Source organism: Bacillus sp. SW14, from assembly GCF_047608225.1.
GTDB lineage: Bacteria > Bacillota > Bacilli > Bacillales > Bacillaceae > Bacillus > Bacillus subtilis_G.
In genome coordinates, this window is the sequence record NZ_JBLKRW010000001.1 from 3,984,492 (window position 1) to 4,003,922 (window position 19,431).

Below are 19,431 nucleotides of genomic sequence, written 5' to 3' on the forward strand. Positions count from 1 at the left end.
CATGCTTCTTCACTACGTATAATGGCCTGAGATCAGCTCAACATGCTCTTTTCCTTGGTATGTCAATGCATTCATCCTTGAACAACTCCTTTTTTATCCCCCTTCCTTTCATTACCGCATTTAAACGCCAAAACGCTTTTGTATACACAATTCGAACTTTTTGAAAACGTCATCAACATATTGCAACCCTCTATGTTCAATGCTATCTTTTTAGTTGATTAACAGATTGGGGGAAACAAAGGTGAAATCATTCATGCAATCAAAAGCCGTTATATTCAGTTTCACAATGGCTTTCTTTCTTATATTGGCAGCTTGTTCCGGCAAAAATGAAGCCGATTCCAAGGATACAGGCTGGGATCAGATTAAAGACAAAGGGAAGATCGTTGTCGCTACATCCGGTACGCTTTATCCCACTTCTTATCACGAAACCGATTCTGGTTCCGATAAGCTGACGGGCTACGAGGTTGAAGTTGTTCGCGAAGCGGCAAAACGCTTGGGACTGAAGGTTGGATTTAAGGAAATGGGCATTGACGGGATGCTGACAGCGGTCAACAGCGGCCAGGTTGACGCAGCCGCAAATGACATCGACGTAACGAAAGACCGTGAGAAGAAGTTTGCGTTTTCCACTCCATATAAATATTCATATGGCACAGCAATTGTCCGAAAAGACGATTTATCAGGGATTAAAACCCTTAAGGATTTAAAAGGGAAGAAAGCGGCTGGCGCGGCTACAACTGTCTACATGGATGTAGCGAGAAAATACGGCGCCAAAGAAGTGATATATGATAATGCGACCAACGAGCAGTATTTAAAAGATGTCGCCAACGGACGCACTGATGTCATTTTAAACGACTATTACCTGCAGACACTTGCGCTCGCAGCATTCCCGGATCTCAACATCACGATCCACCCGGACATCAAGTACATGCCGAATCAACAGGCGCTTGTCATGAAAAAAAGCAATGCGGCACTTCAGAAAAAGATGAACGAAACACTGAAAGAGATGAGCAAAGATGGCACTTTGACTAAGCTCTCGAAACAATTCTTCAATAAAGCAGATGTATCAAAGAAACTGGATGTCGACGTTCAGGACGTTGATTTGTAATCGGACGCCATGATAAATAGCATTCAGTGGGAATATATTTTCAACACGAAGCTGGCGATTGAATCGTTTCCTTATGTCATACAAGGCATTGGATACACGCTGCTCATCTCTTTTGTGAGCATGTTTGCGGGAACGGCGATCGGCCTGTTCATATCACTCGCCAGAATGTCTACACTTGCCTTGTTAAGATGGCCGGCGAAGCTCTATATCTCCTTTATGCGGGGCGTTCCGATCTTGGTCATCTTGTTTATCCTTTATTTTGGATTTCCTTATATCGGCATTGAATTTTCCGCTGTCACGGCCGCTTTAATCGGCTTTAGCCTTAACAGCGCCGCCTACATTGCGGAAATTAACCGTTCAGCCATTTCATCCGTTGAAAAAGGACAGTGGGAAGCCGCATCCTCGCTCGGCCTTTCCTATTGGCAGACGATGAGGGGCATCATTTTGCCGCAATCCATCCGTATTGCGCTGCCTCCGCTTGCCAATGTATTGCTTGACTTAATCAAAGCGTCCTCTCTCGCTGCGATGATTACAGTGCCGGAATTGCTCCAGCATGCGAAAATCATCGGCGGCAGAGAGTTTGATTACATGACCATGTATATTCTGACCGCTCTCATCTATTGGGCTATCTGCTCAGCAGCGGCAGCTTTTCAAAATATCCTTGAGAAGAAATACGCTCATTATGTTTAAACAAACGTTTCATTAAAAAAAGCCGCTCCGCAGGAGACGGCTTTCAGATTATTGACAAAATCCTAAAACGGTTTTCGTTTTAGGATTTTGTCTTTTTTCAGACCCTTGAAGTCGTTGACAGCGGCGTTTGAGCAGGACGCTCCAGCATTTAGACGCTAATCTTTTTTAATGTGAGCACCGGCGCGCAGGCTTGACAACGAATGCGGGGTTTGCCAACACGCTGTTTCTATTGATTCAGCTTCCACTTGAACGGGTCCTCAAATAGCGACCAATCTGAATCAAATTCATATTCAGTCAACAGGCATTGATCAAGCTCTTTCGTAATCTCTTCTTCATCCAAATCTGTTCCGATCAACACTAGCTGTGTCAGTCGGTCACCGAATTCCGGATCCCAGTCCTCCAGAATTTCCGGTTCCTGCTGTTTGACTTGCTCCTGTTCCAGCTTAGGCAGCGCCGCCACCCAATAGGATACAGGCTCAATCGTAACGGACAGCCCGGCTTGCGACATCAGCAAAGCAAGATTGTTATGAGATGCGCACCAGACGATTCCTTTGGCGCGAACCACGTTCTTTGGCATTTGATCCATCCAGCGATAAAACCGTGTGGAATGAAACGGTAAACGTCTCTTATACACAAATGAAGAGATGCCGTACTCTTCTGTTTCCGGGGTATGTTCCGCATGACCCGCAGTCAGCTCTTGAATCCAGCCGGCCGATCCGCTCGCTTCCTCAAAGTTAAATAATCCTGTATGCAAAATCTCCTGCGGTTTTACATTTCCTTTGACGGATCGAATGAATTTTGCCCTAGGCTGCAGTGTGCGAAGAACTTTTTCAAGCTGTTCGAGCTCTTGCTCGCTGACCAAATCACATTTATTTAAGATCAGAACATCACAAAACTCGACTTGGTCGATCAAGAGGTCGGCAATTTCTCTTTCATCCCCTTCTCCCAATGCTTCTTTGCGGTCCAGCAGGCTATCGCCTGACTGATAATCATGCCAAAAACGATTGGCATCAACCACTGTCACCATCGTATCCAGCTGACAGAATTTCGTAAGGTCGATCCCCATCTCTTCATCAATATAAGAAAAAGTTTGCGCCACCGGGATCGGTTCGCTGATTCCAGTGGATTCGATGACGATATAATCAAACCTCCCGTCCTTTGCCAGCTTCTCGACTTCAATTAATAAATCTTCGCGAAGCGTGCAGCAAATACAACCGTTTGACATTTCCACAAGCTTCTCATCGGTTCTGGAAAGGCCTCCTTCCTGCTTAACCAAACCAGCGTCAATGTTCACCTCGCTCATATCATTGACGATGACTGCTATTTTTAAGCCGTCACGATTTTGCAGAATGCTGTTCAGCAATGTTGTTTTTCCCGCACCAAGATAACCGCTCAGTACGGTAACCGGAATTTTTTTCATGGTAATGCCCTCCTCATAAAATAGAATCATTACGATTTAACTTGTATGCTTCGCCGTATGTGCAATGGTGTAAGCAGCTTTTCGCGCTCCGGAAATATTTCTCGCTGTCGGCCCGATTTCTAATTCAGCCAAGGCCCCCATTACATATAATCCTTTTCCCCATTGCAAATCCTGGCCGACAATCGGAAAACCGCAGCCTGCATACGGCAATTGCTCCGCTTCCGCCGCTCTCTGTACCCACTCGAACCGGCTGATGTCCGAAGTAAAACCTGTTGCCAGTGCGATACGCTCATATTCGTATGGCGGTTCGCTGTTCTTACCGTGTATCTGTATCTTGCCTTCATCTGTTTTTTGGCAAAACTCAATTTCATCCTGAATGACTTTTATTCTGCCCTCCTTCCTATAGACAGCAAGCGTTCGTGAAATGTCCTTTGGAAAAGAGCCGCGATGCCTGGCGCTTGTAATCCATTGCCTTCTCTTTTGATAGTCTGACGTTTTACTGAATGCTTTCATATATTTCGGACCAAGCCAGCCCGGATCACTGTCAAAGTCATAGGTTCGGAAGGGATGCCTCACCAGCATCGTCACATCATGCCCGTCATCCGCGAGTTTTATGGCGTAATGAGCCGCTGTTATCCCCCCGCCTACAACTGCCATTTGCACACTTTTATTCCTTACATCGTCCACATCTCTATCAAACACATGATAAATGCCGTCATTCTGAAATGGTTTTGCCCACTCCGGCCATGAAGGCTGATGAGAAAAACTCATGGCTAAAACCACTCGTTCACCCGTAATTGTTCCGGCAGCATCTGTCTCCGCTTCCCACAACCCGTTTGTCCTTCTCAAATCTGTCACCGTGCCTGTTTTCCATGCTTGCTCAATATGTATCTCATCCAGCACAGTCTCGCAGTGCTGATTGAAGAGCGACAGCGAGGGCCTCTTATACCTTCCGAAGAACACTTCCGGCCATTGGCTTTTATCCGCATACATTTGCAGACTGAACGGCTCTGTGTCCACGTGATGAACCGATGGAGAGCGCAAGTATTTCATCTGAATGCGGCCTGTGTTTCGTTTCCAGCATTCAAGAGGCCGTTCATGGGGATCAATGACAGCAAGATCCTTAATCGATGCCTTTCCGCTTTTCACCAGATGCACAGCCAAGGTAGTGCCTTGGATGCCGCCGCCAATGATCAGCCATTTATACATGGGAGAATCTCCTCTCTACAAAACGTAATTGTTACGATTTAAATCGTATGTTCTTTTTTCCTTTTTGTCAACCGCTTTTTAGTTCAGCTGATCACAACTTTTGTATGTTCAGGGATGTTTTCATATATCCATTTCGCATCCGGGATGGTCAGCCTGATACAACCATGAGATGCTTTTGTTCCTAGTTTTTCCGCTTCTTTTTCAATGACTTTTTTATCCTTTGTCATTGGCACGCTGTGAAATAAAAATTCGCCATGGTTTTTCCATGAGACCCAGTATTCCGCGCCTTCCTGATATCCTTCGGAAAAAAACCATTCTCCCCGTTCAGGTTCGATATGAAAGGTGCCCTTTGGCGTAGCGTCATCCTTTGTTTGATCAAGTCCTGACGAGACAATCATTGTATATAGGGTTTTGTTTTCTTCTTTGATGTAAGCCTTCTGGTTTTTCACATCTACATCAATCCAGACATGCTTCTGCTTGATATCCGGGTATTTACCGCCTGAAGGCTTTGCCCAATCAATGCTTGTTTTTTCTGTTTTTTGATCGGACGTTGCGTGCTCTGCCATTTTCTTCTTATCAGCGCTTACTTGTTCTTCCGTTTTCTTTGTATCGGCACTTGCGTGTTCTTCCGCATGGCCAGAGCAGGCTGACAGCAGGCAGGCCAGCATCAGAACCGCAGCAATGAATAATGAGAGTTTCATATTTGATCCACCTGTTTCGAAAAACGCAGCTTCGCATAGGCATCGTGGAGATGGATCGATTCTTCATTGCGGCATTCAATCTCAAAGACTGACACCCATTCAAGCTCATACAAATCAGCGGCAATCAGCCGGGCGAGATCCTCAACAAATCTCGGGTTTTCATACGCCGTTTCCGTCACGGCTTTTTCATCAGGGCGCTTCAGCACCGGATGCAGTCTCGCGGAGGCATTTGATTCCGCGGCGTGAAGCAAATCGGCTTTAAAATCGCTTGGCGGCGATGTAGCCGGATGAATATCAGCCCAAATGCTGACCGTTCCCCTCTGATTATGAGCACTGTATTCACTGATTTCCTTGGAACAGGGGCAAAGGGTCGTTACTTTCGCTGAGATGCCGGCACGCTGTTTAAACGGCTGATCTTCTTGATAGGTGACAGACATCAATATGTCAGCATGCATCAGGCCCGATTTCTCAAGCTCCGGACTTTTCCGTTCGAAAAACCATGGAAACCGCACTTCGACTGAAGCTGATGACTGACCCATATTTTCTGCAAGCTCTTTCGTAAATTGCTGAAGAGAGCAAAATGAGAGAACCCAGCCGTTTTGATGATAGACTTGCAGCAGCTCTGTTAACCGGCTCATGTTGATTCCCTTTTGATTTCTCCGCAAATCACAAGTCATTGTAAAGTTCGCAGCCGTTGTTTGCTCAGCAGGCGCCATGGCAGAAGTGATTGTGACCGGATGGGACACATTAGCGACACCTACATGCTGAATGTCAAAAAAATAATCCTTCCTGATATTTTGCAAATCCTTCATCTTCTCTTTTTCTACAGGTTTTTCGCCTTTCATCGGACTGACCGACCCAAAGTATTGAAGACGCTCCGGTTTTTCCGGCAGCAGCGTGTGTTGATTCAATCAGAAAACTCCTCTCGATAAATCGTAATAATTACTATTTATTTTGATCGGTTTAGCGATTAAAATCAAGAGAAAATAAAAAAGACACGCACAAAGGCGTATCCGTGAAAATCTAAACATCCGCCGGGCTGCTTTCCGCGCCCCAGCTTTTTCTCCAATAATAGCCTGCGGCAAGCACGAGCGCAAACGCCAGCAGCGTGATACAGGAAAATGTAATAAATCCGATAGCATATGAGCCTGTCATCTGTTTTAGCGATCCTAAGATGTTCGGCAGGAAAAAACCTCCTATGCCGCCGGCCGCGCCGACGATTCCCGTCACCATGCCGATTTCTTTGCGGAAGCGCTGCGGCACGAGCTGGAATACTGCCCCGTTGCCCATTCCGAGCCCCATCATGCCGACAAACAAAAGAACGATGACCATCGAAAGAGACGGCAGGCTGCTGACCCCGGCCATGCACAGGGCCACGATGACAAACAAGACAGAAAGCACTTTTGTGCCGCCGACACGATCTGAAATCCAGCCCCCGACAGGCCGAAAAAAACTTCCCGCCGCCACACATAATGTAACGAAATCGCCCGCGTGAATTTTTGACAGCTGGTATTGATCGACAAAGAAAATAGATAAAAAGCTTGATAGTCCGACAAATCCCCCGAATGTGACGCTGTACAGCAGGCAGAAAAACCATGTTTCCTTCTGCCCGAACACATGCAGGTAGTTTTTGAGCGGCTGCGGCGCCGGCTGTGCAGGAGAATCCTTTGCCATGGATACAAAAAGAATAAAGACGATCAGCAAAGGAATAAGCGCAATTCCCATGACAATGTGCCAGCCGAACTGCTCCGCAAGACGCGGGCCAAACAGGGTTGCAAACAAAGTGCCACTGTTCCCCGCGCCGGCGATCCCCATCGCAAGCCCCTGCAAATGAGGCGGATACCATCGGCTTGCCATAGGCAGCGCAACGGCAAAGCTTGCCCCCGCTACGCCTAGCAGAATCCCAATGGCATACAGCTCAGGCAGCGAACGGCCGCCAAATGTCCCCCACAGCAGCGGAATCATTGTCACCAGCATGCCGATCACTGCCGTTTTTTTCGGTCCGATTCTGTCCGTTAAAATACCCAGAATGATACGAAACACAGATCCTGATAAAATCGGCACAGCCACCACAAGCCCTTTCTCAAAAGGAGACAGGCCAAAATCCTGAGAAATATAAACTCCCAGTGCCCCAAGCATAACCCATATCATAAAACTCACATCAAAGTATAAAAAGGAACAGAGTAAAGTGAGTGGATGACCGCTAGTTTTCAGTTCCGACAGCTTCATAAGATTCCCCTTTCTTGACCCTCAATTATTTTAAATTTTCTGAATTAAGGATATATGAGCATTTTTTTCTAGAAAAGACATGTGTAAGCTTTTGTGACACGTTTAATGCGTTAACAAAGCATTTTGACATAATTTTTAATAAGAGAAAACTTACACGCTGCAATAAAGGAGGTCTGGCACATGAAGAAACAAAGACTGGTGTTGGCAGGAAACGGAATGGCCGGCATCCGCTGTATTGAAGAAGTCTTAAAGCTGAATCGCCAAATGTTTGAGATTGTCATTTTCGGAAGCGAACCGCATCCCAACTACAATCGCATTCTCTTATCCTCTGTTTTGCAGGGGGAGGCGTCACTCGATGACATTACACTGAACAGCAAGGATTGGTACGCCAAGCACGGGATTACCCTTTACGCGGGCGAAACGGTTGTTCAAATTGATACAGATCAGCAGCGGGTCATCACGGATCACAAACGAACCCTTTCTTATGACAAACTCATTCTGGCAACAGGCTCCTCCCCCCATATTCTCCCCATTCCCGGGGCGAACAAAGAAGGCGTCTATGGATTTCGAACAATAGAAGACTGCCAAGCGTTGATGAGCATGGCCGAACACCATCAAAAAGCAGCAGTGATCGGAGCCGGCTTATTAGGGCTGGAAGCTGCAGTCGGGTTAAAGCATCTCGGCATGGATGTCAGCGTCATTCACCACTCCTCCGCCATCATGCAAAAACAGCTCGATCACACCGCGTCGCTGCTGCTGCAGACGGAGCTGGAACGGAAAGGCTTAACCTTTCTTTTGGAGAAAGATACCGTATCTATTTCTGGTGCCGCGCGGGCAGACGGCATCCGTTTTAAAGACGGCTCTTCACTGAAAGCAGACTTGATTGTGATGGCGGCTGGCGTGAGGCCGAATATTGAATTGGCTGTATCCGCCGGAATCAAAGTGAACCGCGGGATCATCGTGAATGACTGCATGCAGACGAGCGAACCGAATGTGTATGCCGTCGGGGAATGCGCCGAGCATAACGGAACGGTGTACGGCTTGGCGGCACCCCTTTATGAACAGGGAAACGTTCTCGCCAAACATATTTGCGGCGTTCCGTGCGAAGGATATCAAGGCTCATCACCATCTGCCGCTTTAAAAATAGCCGGAATTGATGTGTGGTCAGCAGGAAAGGTTCACGAAGATGAACGCACGACGAGTATTAACATCTACGATGAACAAGCAGGCATCTATAAAAAAGCACTCTTTGAGGATGACAAACCGGCCGGCGTTATTTTGTTCGGAGACACACGTGACAAGCAGCGGCTTCTCGACAGCCTGCTCAAACAACGAGATATCTCCATTGTCAAAAAGCAGATCATCGAACCGGAGAAAATCGGCAGATTATTTGAATCCATGCCCTCCAGTGAAACGATTTGCCAATGCAACTCAGTGACGAAAGGCGCGATTGAAGAAGCGGTGCACACGAAAGGCTTAACAACTGTTGAGGATGTCAAACACTGCACCAAAGCATCCGGCTCCTGCGGAGGATGCAAGCCGCTCGTTGAAGACCTTTTGAGGTACATGGCCAGCGGCGAATATACAGAGTCCGCCGATACACCTGCATTTTGCGCATGCACCGATTTGACGGAAGACGACATCATTGCTGAGCTTCAGCGCAGACCATTCACTGATCCTGCAGAAGCGATGAGCCAGCTTGGCTGGAAAACGAAAAACGGATGCCGCAAATGTGTCCCGGCGATTCAATACTATCTGGAAAAGCTGCATGCCGGTTTTGTTCAGCCGGAATCAACCTCAGAAGACACATGCATCCTCATACCGCAAATGTACGGCGGGATGACAAACGCGGAGCAGCTAAGAAATATTGCCGACATCATCGAGACATACAGCATCCCTGACGTATCCATCACTCACAGCCAAAGACTGAAGCTTTCCGGGATCAAGCCTGCGGATCTCCTGAACATCAAAGAAGACCTAAAAATGCCCGGTTGCACCAATGAACACCGCCGCACGCTGCAAAGTGTCAAAGCATGTACATGCGGGCAAAACCGGTCGATTCAGCAGCTGGCAGCCCAGATTGAAAGACATCTTGAGATGCTTTCCATGCCCGCTTCCATGTCTATCAGCTTATCATGTGAAACAGACTGCAACGATGCCGCCATACAAGATGTCGGCGCGATTCGAACGCAAGCTGGCTGGGACATTTACATCGGCGGCGTCCGGGGAACTCATGCCCGTTCCGGAGCTCTGTTTTGTGTGACAGACAACGCAGACAGCACTGCCGGCATGATCAAAGGACTGGTTCAGTATTACCGTGAAACAGCTCATTACTTAGAAGCCGTTCATCAGTGGATGGACCGTCTCGGGATCGTTCATATCAGAGAAGTGCTATTTGAAGAGGACCTTGGGACACAGCTTCTGGAAAACCTCCAAACTGACCTGTCACTGATTCAAAACCCGCCCATACAGGCTGGCGCACATAAGAAAGGATGAGGCATTTTGACTGATCGACTGCTTAGATATTTCCGTGATAAACAGCAAGACATCCAATCAGAAAAAACGTATGACACCCAATGCCCGTTTTGCAGTATGCAGTGCAAAATGCAACTCGTGGAACAAACCATCGTCACGCGGAAAAAGTACACAGCGATCGGGATTGATAATCCTACGACACAGGGCCGGTTATGCATGAAGGGCATGAACGCCCACCAGCATGCCTTGAACTCCTCCCGCATCACCCGGCCGTTGCTGAAGAAAAACGGCGAATTTCTGCCTGTTTCCTGGGAAGAAGCACTGAATCACATCAAAGACCAAGTGACGATGATTCAAGCAGAACACGGCCATGACGCCCTGGCTGTATACGGAAGCGCCTCAATTACGAATGAAGAGGCGTATTTGTTAGGGAAGTTCGCACGGGTTGGCTTACAGACAAAATACATCGACTACAATGGGAGGCTATGTATGTCCGCCGCAGCAACCGCAGCCAACCAAACATTCGGCGCGGACAGAGGCTTAACGAATCCCTTATCAGACATTCCCCACACCCGTGTGATCATTCTGGCCGGCACCAATATTGTGGAATGCCAGCCTACGATTATGCCGTACTTTGAAAAAGCGAAGGAAAACGGCGCTTACATCATTGCTATTGATCCGCGCGAAACAGCCACGACGAAAATCGCCGATCTTCATCTGAAAATCAAGCCCGGCACAGACGCCGCCCTTGCCAACGGTCTCGTCAAAATCATCATCGACGAACAGCTCGCAAACTTAAATTTCATTCGATCACGAACAAACGGTTTCGAGGAGCTGAGGAGGCATACTAACGCGTTGAGCCTGAATGATATCGCCGAACAGACGAGTGTCCCGCTGGCGCACATGCGAAAAGCCGCTGTAAAGTTTGCGAAAGAAACGTCCGGCATGCTCTTTACAGCCCGCGGGATTGAACAGCAAACCGATGGAACAGCGGCTGTAAAGGGCTTTTTAAACATGGTGCTGATCACAGGAAAAATCGGCAAACCTTATTCGGGCTACGGGGCGATCACCGGACAAGGCAACGGACAAGGCGCAAGAGAGCATGGACAAAAAGCCGATCAGCTTCCGGGCTACCGTTCTATCGAAAATGAACAACACCGCGCGCATATTGCGAAAGTGTGGGGAATCCATCAGGATGAACTCCCGCGAAAAGGTGTCTCGGCCTATGAAATGATGGAGAAAATCAATGACGGCGACATCAAAGGACTGTTCCTTATGTGCTCCAACCCTGCTGTCTCCAGCCCAAATGCAAATCTCGTCAAAAAAGCTCTGAGAAAACTGACATTCTTTGTTGCGATCGATTTGTTTATGTCTGAGACTGCGACATACGCAGATGTGATTTTGCCCGCCTCCTCTTATTTAGAAGATGAAGGCACCATGACAAATGTCGAAGGCCGCGTGACATTAAGAGAAGCAACCCGGCCATGTCCCGGTGAAACAAAGCATGATTGGCAGATTATTTGTGACATCGCATCCGCTCTCGGGAAAGGCCGCTACTTTTCTTACACGTCAGCTAAGGATATTTTTAATGAATTGAGAGAAGCGAGCCGAGGCGGGATTGCTGATTATTCAGGCATCACATATGACAGGCTCAGACGTGAAGGCGGCATTCATTGGCCATGTCCGGAACCTGATCACCCCGGAACAGGACGCTTGTTTGCGGACTCATTTGCCCATCCGGATCAAAAAGCGGCACTAAGTGTGATTCCAAACGAACCGCCCGTTCCAAAAGAGAAGCCGACAGCCGATTATCCGCTTTATTTAACAACAGGCCGAGTCATGTCTCACTACTTAACAGGCGTTCAAACGAGAAAAAGCGCCGCCCTTGCCGCGAGACATTTTGAATCATTTATGGAAATCCACCCGCAAACTGCGGCATCCTACCATATCGAAGACCGTGTGCTCGTAAAAATAGAATCGCCGCGGGGAAGCATCACCGTCCGCAGCAAATTATCGGAACAAATCAGAAAAGACACCGTTTTTGTTCCCATCCATTGGGCAGACGCTCAAAATGTGAATGATTTAATCGGAGGAGCCTTAGATCCAGCCTCTAAAATGCCCGGTTTTAAAGTATGCGCCGTCCGAATCAGACCTTTTTAAATTTTTCATAAAATTTTTAGAACTTTTCGTATATTTTGTTACATTTTATAACATGTATCTTAAATATTCCTTTTTGCTGTGCTACGCTGGAAAAAACATTGATAAGGAGCGGATCATCTGATGGGAAAAAAACAACTAGTTCTTGTTGGAAACGGAATGGCCGGGGTAAGGGCCATTGAAGAGATACTGAGTGTTGCAAAAGACGAGTTTCAGATCACAATTTTCGGTGCCGAACCGCATCCCAATTACAACCGAATCCTTTTGTCAAAAGTGCTTCAAGGCGATACCGACATTAAAGATATTACGTTAAATGATTGGGACTGGTATGAAGAAAACAATATTCAATTGTATACAAATGAAACAGTCATCAAGGTGGACCCGGAAAACAAAACGGTCATCACAGATGCACACAGAATCCAGCCTTATGACGAATTGATTCTGGCGACAGGCTCTGTCCCTTTTATCCTTCCGATTCCGGGCGCAGACAAAAAAGGCGTCACGGCTTTCCGGGACATAAAAGATACAGACACGATGCTCGCCGCGTCACAACAATATAAAAAAGCAGCTGTCATCGGCGGAGGCCTGCTCGGTTTAGAAGCAGCCCGCGGACTGCTGAATCTCGGCATGGAGGTATCCGTCATCCACCTCGCGCCATTTTTGATGGAACGACAGCTTGACGCAGCGGCGGGACGCCTGCTGCAAAACGAGCTAGAAAAACAAGGAATGACATTCTTGCTTGAAAAACAAACCGAAGAGATTATCGGTGATGGCCGTGTTGAAGGCCTCCGCTTTACAGACGGCACAAGCATTGAAGCAGATTTAGTCGTCATGGCCGTAGGCATCCGCCCGAATACAGCGCTCGGAGCCGAAAGCGGCATTCCGGTGAACCGCGGAATCATCGTCAACGATTATATGGAAACTGAAATCCCGCACATTTATGCGGTCGGCGAATGCGCTGAGCATCGGGGGATCGCATACGGGCTCGTGGCGCCGCTCTATGAACAGGCAAAAGTGCTGGCGAAGCATATGTGCGGCATCGAAACAAAACCGTATGAAGGCTCCGTTCTCTCCACTCAGTTAAAGGTATCAGGCGTCGAGGTCTTCTCTGCCGGTGACTTTGATGAATCAGAGGAGAAAAAAGCAGTTAAAGTCTTCGATGAGCAGGACGGCATCTATAAAAAAATCGTCCTGAGGGGCAATCAAATTGTCGGTGCTGTTTTATTCGGCGACAGCAGCGAAGGCAATCGCCTGTTTTCTATGATTCAAAAAGAAGCCGACATCACTGAAACCTCTAAAATATCAATCTTACAGCCTCTCAACCAAGAAGCAGGCACAAGCATTACCGCGGCGATGAGCGACGATGAAATCATCTGCGGCTGTAACGGCGTGTCAAAAGGTGCGATTATTCAAGCCATACAGGAAAAAGGTTGCTCGTCAACGGACGAGATCAAAGCATGCACCGGTGCATCCCGTTCATGCGGAGGCTGTAAACCACTCGTAGAAGAAATCCTCCAGCATACACTCGGATCAGACTTTGATGCGTCAGCGCAAAAAGAAGCGATTTGCGGCTGCACGACATTGTCGAGAGATGAAATCGTAGAAGAAATCAAAGCCAAAGGGCTGTCACATACAAGAGAAATCATGAACGTACTCGGCTGGAAAACGCCAGAAGGCTGTTCCAAATGCCGGCCGGCTTTGAACTACTACTTAGGCATGATCAATCCAACCAAATACGAAGATGACCGGACTTCCCGCTTTGTTAACGAACGAATGCACGCCAATATTCAAAAAGACGGAACATATTCAGTCGTGCCCCGGATGTACGGCGGCGTGACCAACTCCACAGATTTGCGCAAGATTGCCGATGTCGTCGACAAATATGAGATCCCGCTCGTTAAAATGACCGGCGGCCAGCGAATTGATCTCATCGGCGTGAAAAAAGAAGACCTTCCGAGGGTATGGAAAGATCTCGATATGCCGTCAGGCTACGCGTACGGGAAAACGCTCCGCACAGTAAAAACGTGCGTAGGCGAGCAATTCTGCCGCTTCGGCACGCAAGACTCCATGGCACTGGGCATTGCGCTTGAGAAAAAATTCGAAGGGCTGAACACGCCTCATAAAGTGAAAATGGCCGTGTCTGCCTGCCCGCGAAACTGTGCGGAATCCGGCATTAAGGACCTTGGCGTTGTCGGCATTGACGGAGGCTGGGAGCTTTATGTCGGCGGAAACGGCGGAACCCATTTGCGCGCCGGTGATTTGCTGATGAAGGTGAAAACAAATGAAGAAGTCTTAGAATACGCAGGCGCTTACCTGCAATATTACCGGGAAACCGCAAACTATCTGGAGCGTACTTCCGCATGGCTTGAGCGCGTCGGTTTATCCCATGTCCAATCCGTGTTAAATGATCCGGAAAAGCGGCAGGATCTGAACGACCGAATGAATGAAACACTCTCTGTCCACAAGGATCCGTGGAAGGGCTTTTTGGAAAATAAACAAACCTCTAAAGAATTATTTGAAAACGTCGTGACCACATCATAATGACAAAAAACAAACATGAAGGAGGAATGAACATGGTAAACAAAGGCGCAACAAAAGTATGGATCGGAAAAATTGAAGAATTGCCTGAACAATTAGGCAAAACAGTGTATATTGAAGATAAGGAACTCGCGGTTTTTAAGCTTTCAAACGGAAGCGTCCGTGCCATCGAAAACCGCTGTCCGCACAAGGGCGGCGTTCTGGCGGAAGGTATCGTCAGCGGCGAATATGTTTTCTGCCCGATGCACGACTGGAAAATCTCTTTAAAAGACGGAACCGTCCAAGAACCTGATCACGGATGCGTCAAAACATACGAAACGCTGATCGAAGGAGAACATGTTTATCTCGTATATTGATCAAAAGACCGGATCACTTTTCAAGTGATCCTTCATTTTTACAGTGACGGAAGGATGACATGACATGAAGAACGGAATCGTATATTTCGTGGGAGCAGGCCCCGGCGATCCGGGGCTGCTCACCATCAAAGGGAAACAGGCGCTGGAGAAAGCAGATGTTATTTTATATGACCGGCTCGCCAACCCGAAGCTGCTCGAATTCGCATCACCAGCCTGCCAATTTATTTATTGCGGAAAACTGCCAGACCGCCATTTTATGAAACAAAGAGAAATTAATGCCCTGCTGGTTGAAAAAGCATCAAAAGGGTTAACCGTCGTCCGTTTGAAAGGCGGAGATCCAAGCGTATTCGGCAGAGTCGGCGAGGAAGCAGATGCTCTCTATGAGCACGGCATCTGCTATGAAATGGTGCCGGGTATCACCTCCGGAATTGCAGCGCCGTTATATGCGGGCATCCCCGTCACGCATCGGGATTTTGCATCGTCTTTTGCCATGATTACAGCACATGATAAATCATTAAAAGGAACGCCGAATCTCGATTGGGAAGGGCTTGCCAGAAGCGTTCAAACCCTTGTCTTTTACATGGGCGTTAAGAATTTGCCTTATATTTGCCAGCAGCTCATTGCGTACGGAAAATCTCCTTCCGTTCCTGTCATTGTAATCCAATGGGGGACATGGGGCCGCCAGCGGAGTGTGAAAGGATCGCTCGAGAACATTCAGCAAAAAGTACAGGAACACCAGATCACAAACCCTGCGATTATCGTCATCGGGGATATCGTCAATTTCCAAACTCACAGCTGGTTTGAAAGCAAACCGCTCATCGGCCAGCACATGATGGTTGTCACTCATGGCGAAGATGAAGACCCGCTTGCAGACAAGCTGCGCGATTCCGGTGCCGATGTCATCGAATGGCCGAAATGGCGGACTGAGAACATACCTGTCAATGAAGAGATTCTTCAAAGAATCGGCACCTTTGAAGACATTGTTTTCACATCGCGCCGTGCGGTTTGTGAATTTTTCCAAACACTTGCTTCCAAGAAAATCGACATCCGCCAGCTGACAGCCCGACTGAGTGCGGCATCTGAACAAGCAGTGACAGAGCTTGAAAAACGGGGCTTTCTCGTCTCCGCCATTCAGCCTGAGTCAGAAAAACGTCTTGTTGTCGGGAGCCGCCATGCAGTGGAAAACATGCAGACGCAGAAGCCCTGTTCGTTTTATGTCACCCATGAAAATGTTATAGATGACCGGTTCACCCACATGATTCAGCGAACCATCAGTGAATCTCCGCTGCACATGATCATTTGTCCGAGCAAACCGTCCATTCAGCAATTGATCAGCGCAGGCGAACAAATTGGCATCTCGCCGGAACCGTCAGCAAGCCGACCTCCCATCGTCTGCATAGGCGATGACTCAGCTGCCGGCATTTATGGATTCACAGCTGTCCAAGAACAGGAAGAATTGTTTTCTCTCATTCAGAATCAACAGGCGGAAAAAAAGCTCCTTCACAGCTGATTGCAAGCAGCCCTTTTCTCAAGGGCTGTTTTATTTATGCACCAATTTTTTGTGATGGGTTGAATACATCGCCATATTCTCGGCCTTAGGATCCAAATAAGCCTTCGCGCTGTTGACCGCTGTCGGGCCTTCCGTAAAGCCGCCGGCAATTAATCTCAGCTTGCTTTCATAAAAAGCCGCGTCACCCGCCACAAACACACCCGGAAGATTCGTCCGCATATGTCTGTCAGCTTTCACCCTGCCTTCTTCAATCTCCAGCCCCCACTCCTTCATTGGCCCGAGATCAATTTTGAAACCATGATTAACGATCAGCTCGTCAACCTCTATGTCTTCCATCTGGCCTGACGCATTATGACAAACAGTCACGTTTTGGATACGCTCCTCATCGCCTCTCAGCTGCTCCAGACGATAAGGAGTGAGCACCCGCACCGATGATTGCTTCATCTTCGTCACGCTGCTTTCCATTCCGCCGAATTCCTCACGCCGATGAACGACAGTCACAGAAGCCGCAATCGGTTCCAGCTCATTAGCCCAATCGACCGCAGTATCTCCGCCGCCTGATATGACGACCCGCTTGCCTTTAAACGCATCAAGCTTCTCCACTCCATAATGAAGATTTTTGCCCGCGTACCGGGTTGCATCCTCACTGTCAAACTCATTGACCTCAAGCGTTCCCATGCCGACAGCTAAAATGACGGTTCGTGTATAATGCTTTTCTCCTTCAGAACCTGTCAGCACAATAGTGCCGTCATCAAGACGTTCAAAACCGGTCACGCGCTGATTCAGCACGATGTCAGGATCAAACGTCGCCGCCTGCTCCTTCAGCTGCTCGATCAGCTGCTTTCCCGCAACCCCCGGTATTCCGCCGATATCCCGAATGATTTTCTCAGGAAAGAATAAAGATACCTTCCCTCCGAGCCGCGGCAAAAATTCGATTACTTTCGTTTTCAGCTCCCGCATCCCGCAGTAAAAAGCCGTAAACAGCCCGATCGGCCCCCCGCCTATAATTGTGACGTCATACACCTGTTGATTCTCAGCCATCCGTCCTGCCTCCCGTTCACATCTATATCAAAATCATTTTAATTGAGAATGAATATCAATAAAAAGTATATCATATTTCACGAGCCTGTGTTTATTCATTTCTGCTCCTTGTGATAAATTGTTTAAAACCCTATAATAGGCAGAAAAACAAATGGGAGAAACAGATGAAAAGACGAGTTGAAACGATCACTTTCGAAGGACATACACTAGAATATTCTGTTACAGGCAAGGGAGCTCCCATTCTTGTCATGCATGGCGGGCATTCAAATTGTTATGAGGAATTCGGGTACACAGCGCTGATTGAGCATGGGTATTCCATCATCACGCCTTCAAGGCCCGGTTACGGACGAACGTCAAAAGAGATTGGAAAAAGTCTTGCTGACGCCTGTCGTTTCTATGTAAAACTATTAGATCATTTACAAATCGACAGTGTCCATGTCATAGCCATCTCAGCAGGAGGGCCGAGCGGCATAAGCTTTGCCTCACAATATCCGGAAAGGGTGAACACTCTGACCCTGCAATCCGCGGTCACCAAAGAATGGCTCACTCCAAAAGACGCTGAATATAAAATGGGAAAAATCCTCTTTCGCCCGCCGGTGGAAAAGTGGATATGGAAGCTGATTTCTTATTTGAATAACGCCTTCCCGCGTTTGATGTTCAAAGCCATGAGTCCGCAATTCAGCACGCTTTCGTTTCAGAGAATCAAGACCATGATGGATGAAAAAGACATTGAAGCATTTCGGAAAATGAACAGCCGGCAGCGCTCCGGTGACGGATTTCTGCTAGACTTGTCACAAACCGCCGCTATCTCTTCAAAGGAGCTGCATGCCATCTCGTGCCCCGTACTGATTATGCAAAGTGTTTATGATGGATTTATCAACAAGTCACATGCACATTATGCAAAAAAACACATTCCTGACGCTGCTCTCCATTTGCTTCACTCATGGGGACACCTGATTTGGCTCGGGAAAGAAGCTGCTGAAACAGATAGAATCATATTCGAATTTTTAGAATCCTAAACAAAGTGAAACGATTTTTCCTCCTCCTCCGTCAAACAAGCAGTGCCTTTTTTCTGATATGATAAAAGGCAGCTTAACATGAGCGGAGGTTTTATTGTGACAGCACAATCATCTTTTCTTCAGCTGAATTCTATTTTTATCAGCATTTTAATAGAAGCCATTCCGTTTATTCTGATCGGCGTCATCCTTTCCGGAATCATTCAAATGTTTGTTTCTGAAGAAATGATTGCAAGGATCATGCCAAAGAACCGCTTTCTCGCCGTTTTATTCGGCGCGCTGGCCGGCGTTTTATTTCCCGCCTGCGAGTGCGGCATTATCCCGATTACGAGGCGGCTTCTGTTAAAGGGGGTTCCTCTGCATGCGGGCGTTGCTTTCATGCTGACCGCGCCGATCATCAATCCAATCGTCTTATTTTCTACTTTTATTGCGTTCGGGAACAGATTGAGCGTTGTCTTTTATCGGGGCGGACTGGCGCTCGCGGTTTCGGTGATCATTGGGATTATCTTATCCTATCAATTTAAAGATAACCAGCTTTTAAAGCCTCATGAACCCGGGCATCACCACCGTCATCACCACACCCTGCTGCAAAAGCTGGGAGGGACCTTGCGTCATGCCATTGAAGAATTTTTCTCCGTGGGGAAATATTTAATTATCGGGGCCTTTATCGCAGCCGCTATGCAGACGTATGTCAAAACATCCACTCTGCTTGCGATCGGGCAGAATGATGTATCCTCTTCCCTTGTGATGATGGGGCTGGCGTTTGTCTTGTCGCTCTGTTCAGAAGTTGATGCGTTCATCGCGTCTTCCTTCAGCAGCACATTTTCATTAGGATCGTTAATCGCCTTTCTCGTCTTTGGTGCGATGGTGGATATTAAGAATCTATTGATGATGCTTGCGGCCTTCAAAAAACGATTTGTTTTCCTGCTGATTACGTACATTGTCGTGCTCGTCTTAGCGGGATCACTACTGGTAAAGGGGTGA

General features: G+C 47.7%; 15 protein-coding genes. 9 read left to right on the plus strand and 6 right to left on the minus strand.

The annotated features are described in order from the left end of the window. The first annotated feature begins 241 nt into the window (after positions 1-241). Together ACMX2I_RS20125 and ACMX2I_RS20130 are read left to right on the plus strand one after the other, a co-directional pair. The gene (locus ACMX2I_RS20125; RefSeq protein ID WP_414958142.1) at positions 242-1,105 is read left to right on the plus strand and encodes a transporter substrate-binding domain-containing protein; all 864 of its coding nucleotides are present in this window, start codon (positions 242-244) and stop codon (positions 1,103-1,105) included. A 9-nt stretch (positions 1,106-1,114) separates the two neighbouring features. Beyond that, positions 1,115-1,795 (plus strand): amino acid ABC transporter permease, encoded by a 681-nt coding sequence (locus tag ACMX2I_RS20130; protein ID WP_148962949.1) that lies wholly within the window; start codon positions 1,115-1,117, stop codon positions 1,793-1,795. A 226-nt stretch (positions 1,796-2,021) separates the two neighbouring features. Here ACMX2I_RS20130 and zinU read toward each other — a convergent pair whose 3' ends face one another. From zinU to ACMX2I_RS20155, 5 genes are all read right to left on the minus strand, one after another. Then, positions 2,022-3,215 (minus strand): zinc metallochaperone ZinU, encoded by a 1,194-nt coding sequence (zinU, locus tag ACMX2I_RS20135; RefSeq protein ID WP_414958143.1) that lies wholly within the window; start codon positions 3,213-3,215, stop codon positions 2,022-2,024. A 36-nt stretch (positions 3,216-3,251) separates the two neighbouring features. After that, the gene (locus tag ACMX2I_RS20140) at positions 3,252-4,424 is read right to left on the minus strand and encodes an NAD(P)-binding domain-containing protein (RefSeq protein ID WP_414958144.1); all 1,173 of its coding nucleotides are present in this window, start codon (positions 4,422-4,424) and stop codon (positions 3,252-3,254) included. 83 nt (positions 4,425-4,507) lie between these two features. Continuing rightward, positions 4,508-5,125, minus strand: coding sequence for a L,D-transpeptidase (locus ACMX2I_RS20145; protein WP_414958145.1), 618 nt, complete (start codon positions 5,123-5,125; stop codon positions 4,508-4,510). After that, positions 5,122-6,036, minus strand: a complete 915-nt coding sequence (gene folE2 / locus ACMX2I_RS20150; protein ID WP_414958146.1) for a GTP cyclohydrolase FolE2 — start codon at positions 6,034-6,036, stop codon at positions 5,122-5,124. Before folE2 ends, ACMX2I_RS20145 begins: the two co-directional genes overlap by 4 nt. Before the next feature lie 112 nt (positions 6,037-6,148). Further along, positions 6,149-7,354: an MFS transporter gene (locus ACMX2I_RS20155; protein ID WP_394716445.1), complete on the minus strand. Its 1,206-nt coding sequence runs from the start codon at positions 7,352-7,354 to the stop codon at positions 6,149-6,151. Positions 7,355-7,534: 180 nt separating this feature from the next. Here ACMX2I_RS20155 and nirB point away from each other — a divergent pair, with 180 nt between their 5' ends. The 5 genes from nirB (at position 7,535) to cobA (ending at position 16,390) form a co-directional block, all read left to right on the plus strand. Then, positions 7,535-9,850: a nitrite reductase large subunit NirB gene (nirB, locus tag ACMX2I_RS20160; RefSeq protein ID WP_414958147.1), complete on the plus strand. Its 2,316-nt coding sequence runs from the start codon at positions 7,535-7,537 to the stop codon at positions 9,848-9,850. A gap of 6 nt (positions 9,851-9,856) precedes the next feature. Further along, positions 9,857-11,989: an assimilatory nitrate reductase catalytic subunit NasC gene (gene nasC / locus ACMX2I_RS20165; protein ID WP_414958148.1), complete on the plus strand. Its 2,133-nt coding sequence runs from the start codon at positions 9,857-9,859 to the stop codon at positions 11,987-11,989. 120 nt (positions 11,990-12,109) lie between these two features. After that, positions 12,110-14,527, plus strand: a complete 2,418-nt coding sequence (gene nasD / locus ACMX2I_RS20170) for an NADPH-nitrite reductase (protein WP_414958149.1) — start codon at positions 12,110-12,112, stop codon at positions 14,525-14,527. Between the two features lie 32 nt (positions 14,528-14,559). Next, complete coding sequence (gene nirD / locus ACMX2I_RS20175; protein ID WP_414958150.1) at positions 14,560-14,880, plus strand: nitrite reductase small subunit NirD; 321 nt, start codon at positions 14,560-14,562, stop codon at positions 14,878-14,880. 64 nt (positions 14,881-14,944) lie between these two features. After that, complete coding sequence (gene cobA, locus ACMX2I_RS20180) at positions 14,945-16,390, plus strand: uroporphyrinogen-III C-methyltransferase (RefSeq protein WP_414958151.1); 1,446 nt, start codon at positions 14,945-14,947, stop codon at positions 16,388-16,390. Between the two features lie 30 nt (positions 16,391-16,420). Here the strand turns inward: cobA and ffoR are convergent, their stop codons facing one another. Continuing rightward, complete coding sequence (gene ffoR, locus ACMX2I_RS20185) at positions 16,421-17,431, minus strand: ferredoxin--NADP(+) reductase (RefSeq protein ID WP_414958152.1); 1,011 nt, start codon at positions 17,429-17,431, stop codon at positions 16,421-16,423. Positions 17,432-17,595: 164 nt separating this feature from the next. Here ffoR and ACMX2I_RS20190 point away from each other — a divergent pair, with 164 nt between their 5' ends. Beyond that, positions 17,596-18,450 carry an alpha/beta fold hydrolase gene (locus ACMX2I_RS20190; protein ID WP_394716454.1) on the plus strand — a complete coding sequence of 285 codons (855 nt, stop codon included), beginning with the start codon at positions 17,596-17,598 and terminating at the stop codon, positions 18,448-18,450. Between the two features lie 96 nt (positions 18,451-18,546). Next, positions 18,547-19,431: a permease gene (locus tag ACMX2I_RS20195; protein ID WP_414958153.1), complete on the plus strand. Its 885-nt coding sequence runs from the start codon at positions 18,547-18,549 to the stop codon at positions 19,429-19,431.

Coding starts and splice junctions, on each gene's coding strand:
- zinU (WP_414958143.1), bottom strand. CDS start 3,215: ATGAAAAAAATTCCGGTTACCGTACTGAGCGGTTATCTTGGTGCGGGA.
- ACMX2I_RS20155 (WP_394716445.1), bottom strand. CDS start 7,354: ATGAAGCTGTCGGAACTGAAAACTAGCGGTCATCCACTCACTTTACTC.
- nirD (WP_414958150.1), top strand. CDS start 14,560: ATGGTAAACAAAGGCGCAACAAAAGTATGGATCGGAAAAATTGAAGAA.
- cobA (WP_414958151.1), top strand. CDS start 14,945: ATGAAGAACGGAATCGTATATTTCGTGGGAGCAGGCCCCGGCGATCCG.
- ACMX2I_RS20130 (WP_148962949.1), top strand. CDS start 1,115: ATGATAAATAGCATTCAGTGGGAATATATTTTCAACACGAAGCTGGCG.
- ACMX2I_RS20140 (WP_414958144.1), bottom strand. CDS start 4,424: ATGTATAAATGGCTGATCATTGGCGGCGGCATCCAAGGCACTACCTTG.
- ffoR (WP_414958152.1), bottom strand. CDS start 17,431: ATGGCTGAGAATCAACAGGTGTATGACGTCACAATTATAGGCGGGGGG.
- ACMX2I_RS20190 (WP_394716454.1), top strand. CDS start 17,596: ATGAAAAGACGAGTTGAAACGATCACTTTCGAAGGACATACACTAGAA.
- ACMX2I_RS20145 (WP_414958145.1), bottom strand. CDS start 5,125: ATGAAACTCTCATTATTCATTGCTGCGGTTCTGATGCTGGCCTGCCTG.
- nasD (WP_414958149.1), top strand. CDS start 12,110: ATGGGAAAAAAACAACTAGTTCTTGTTGGAAACGGAATGGCCGGGGTA.
- nirB (WP_414958147.1), top strand. CDS start 7,535: ATGAAGAAACAAAGACTGGTGTTGGCAGGAAACGGAATGGCCGGCATC.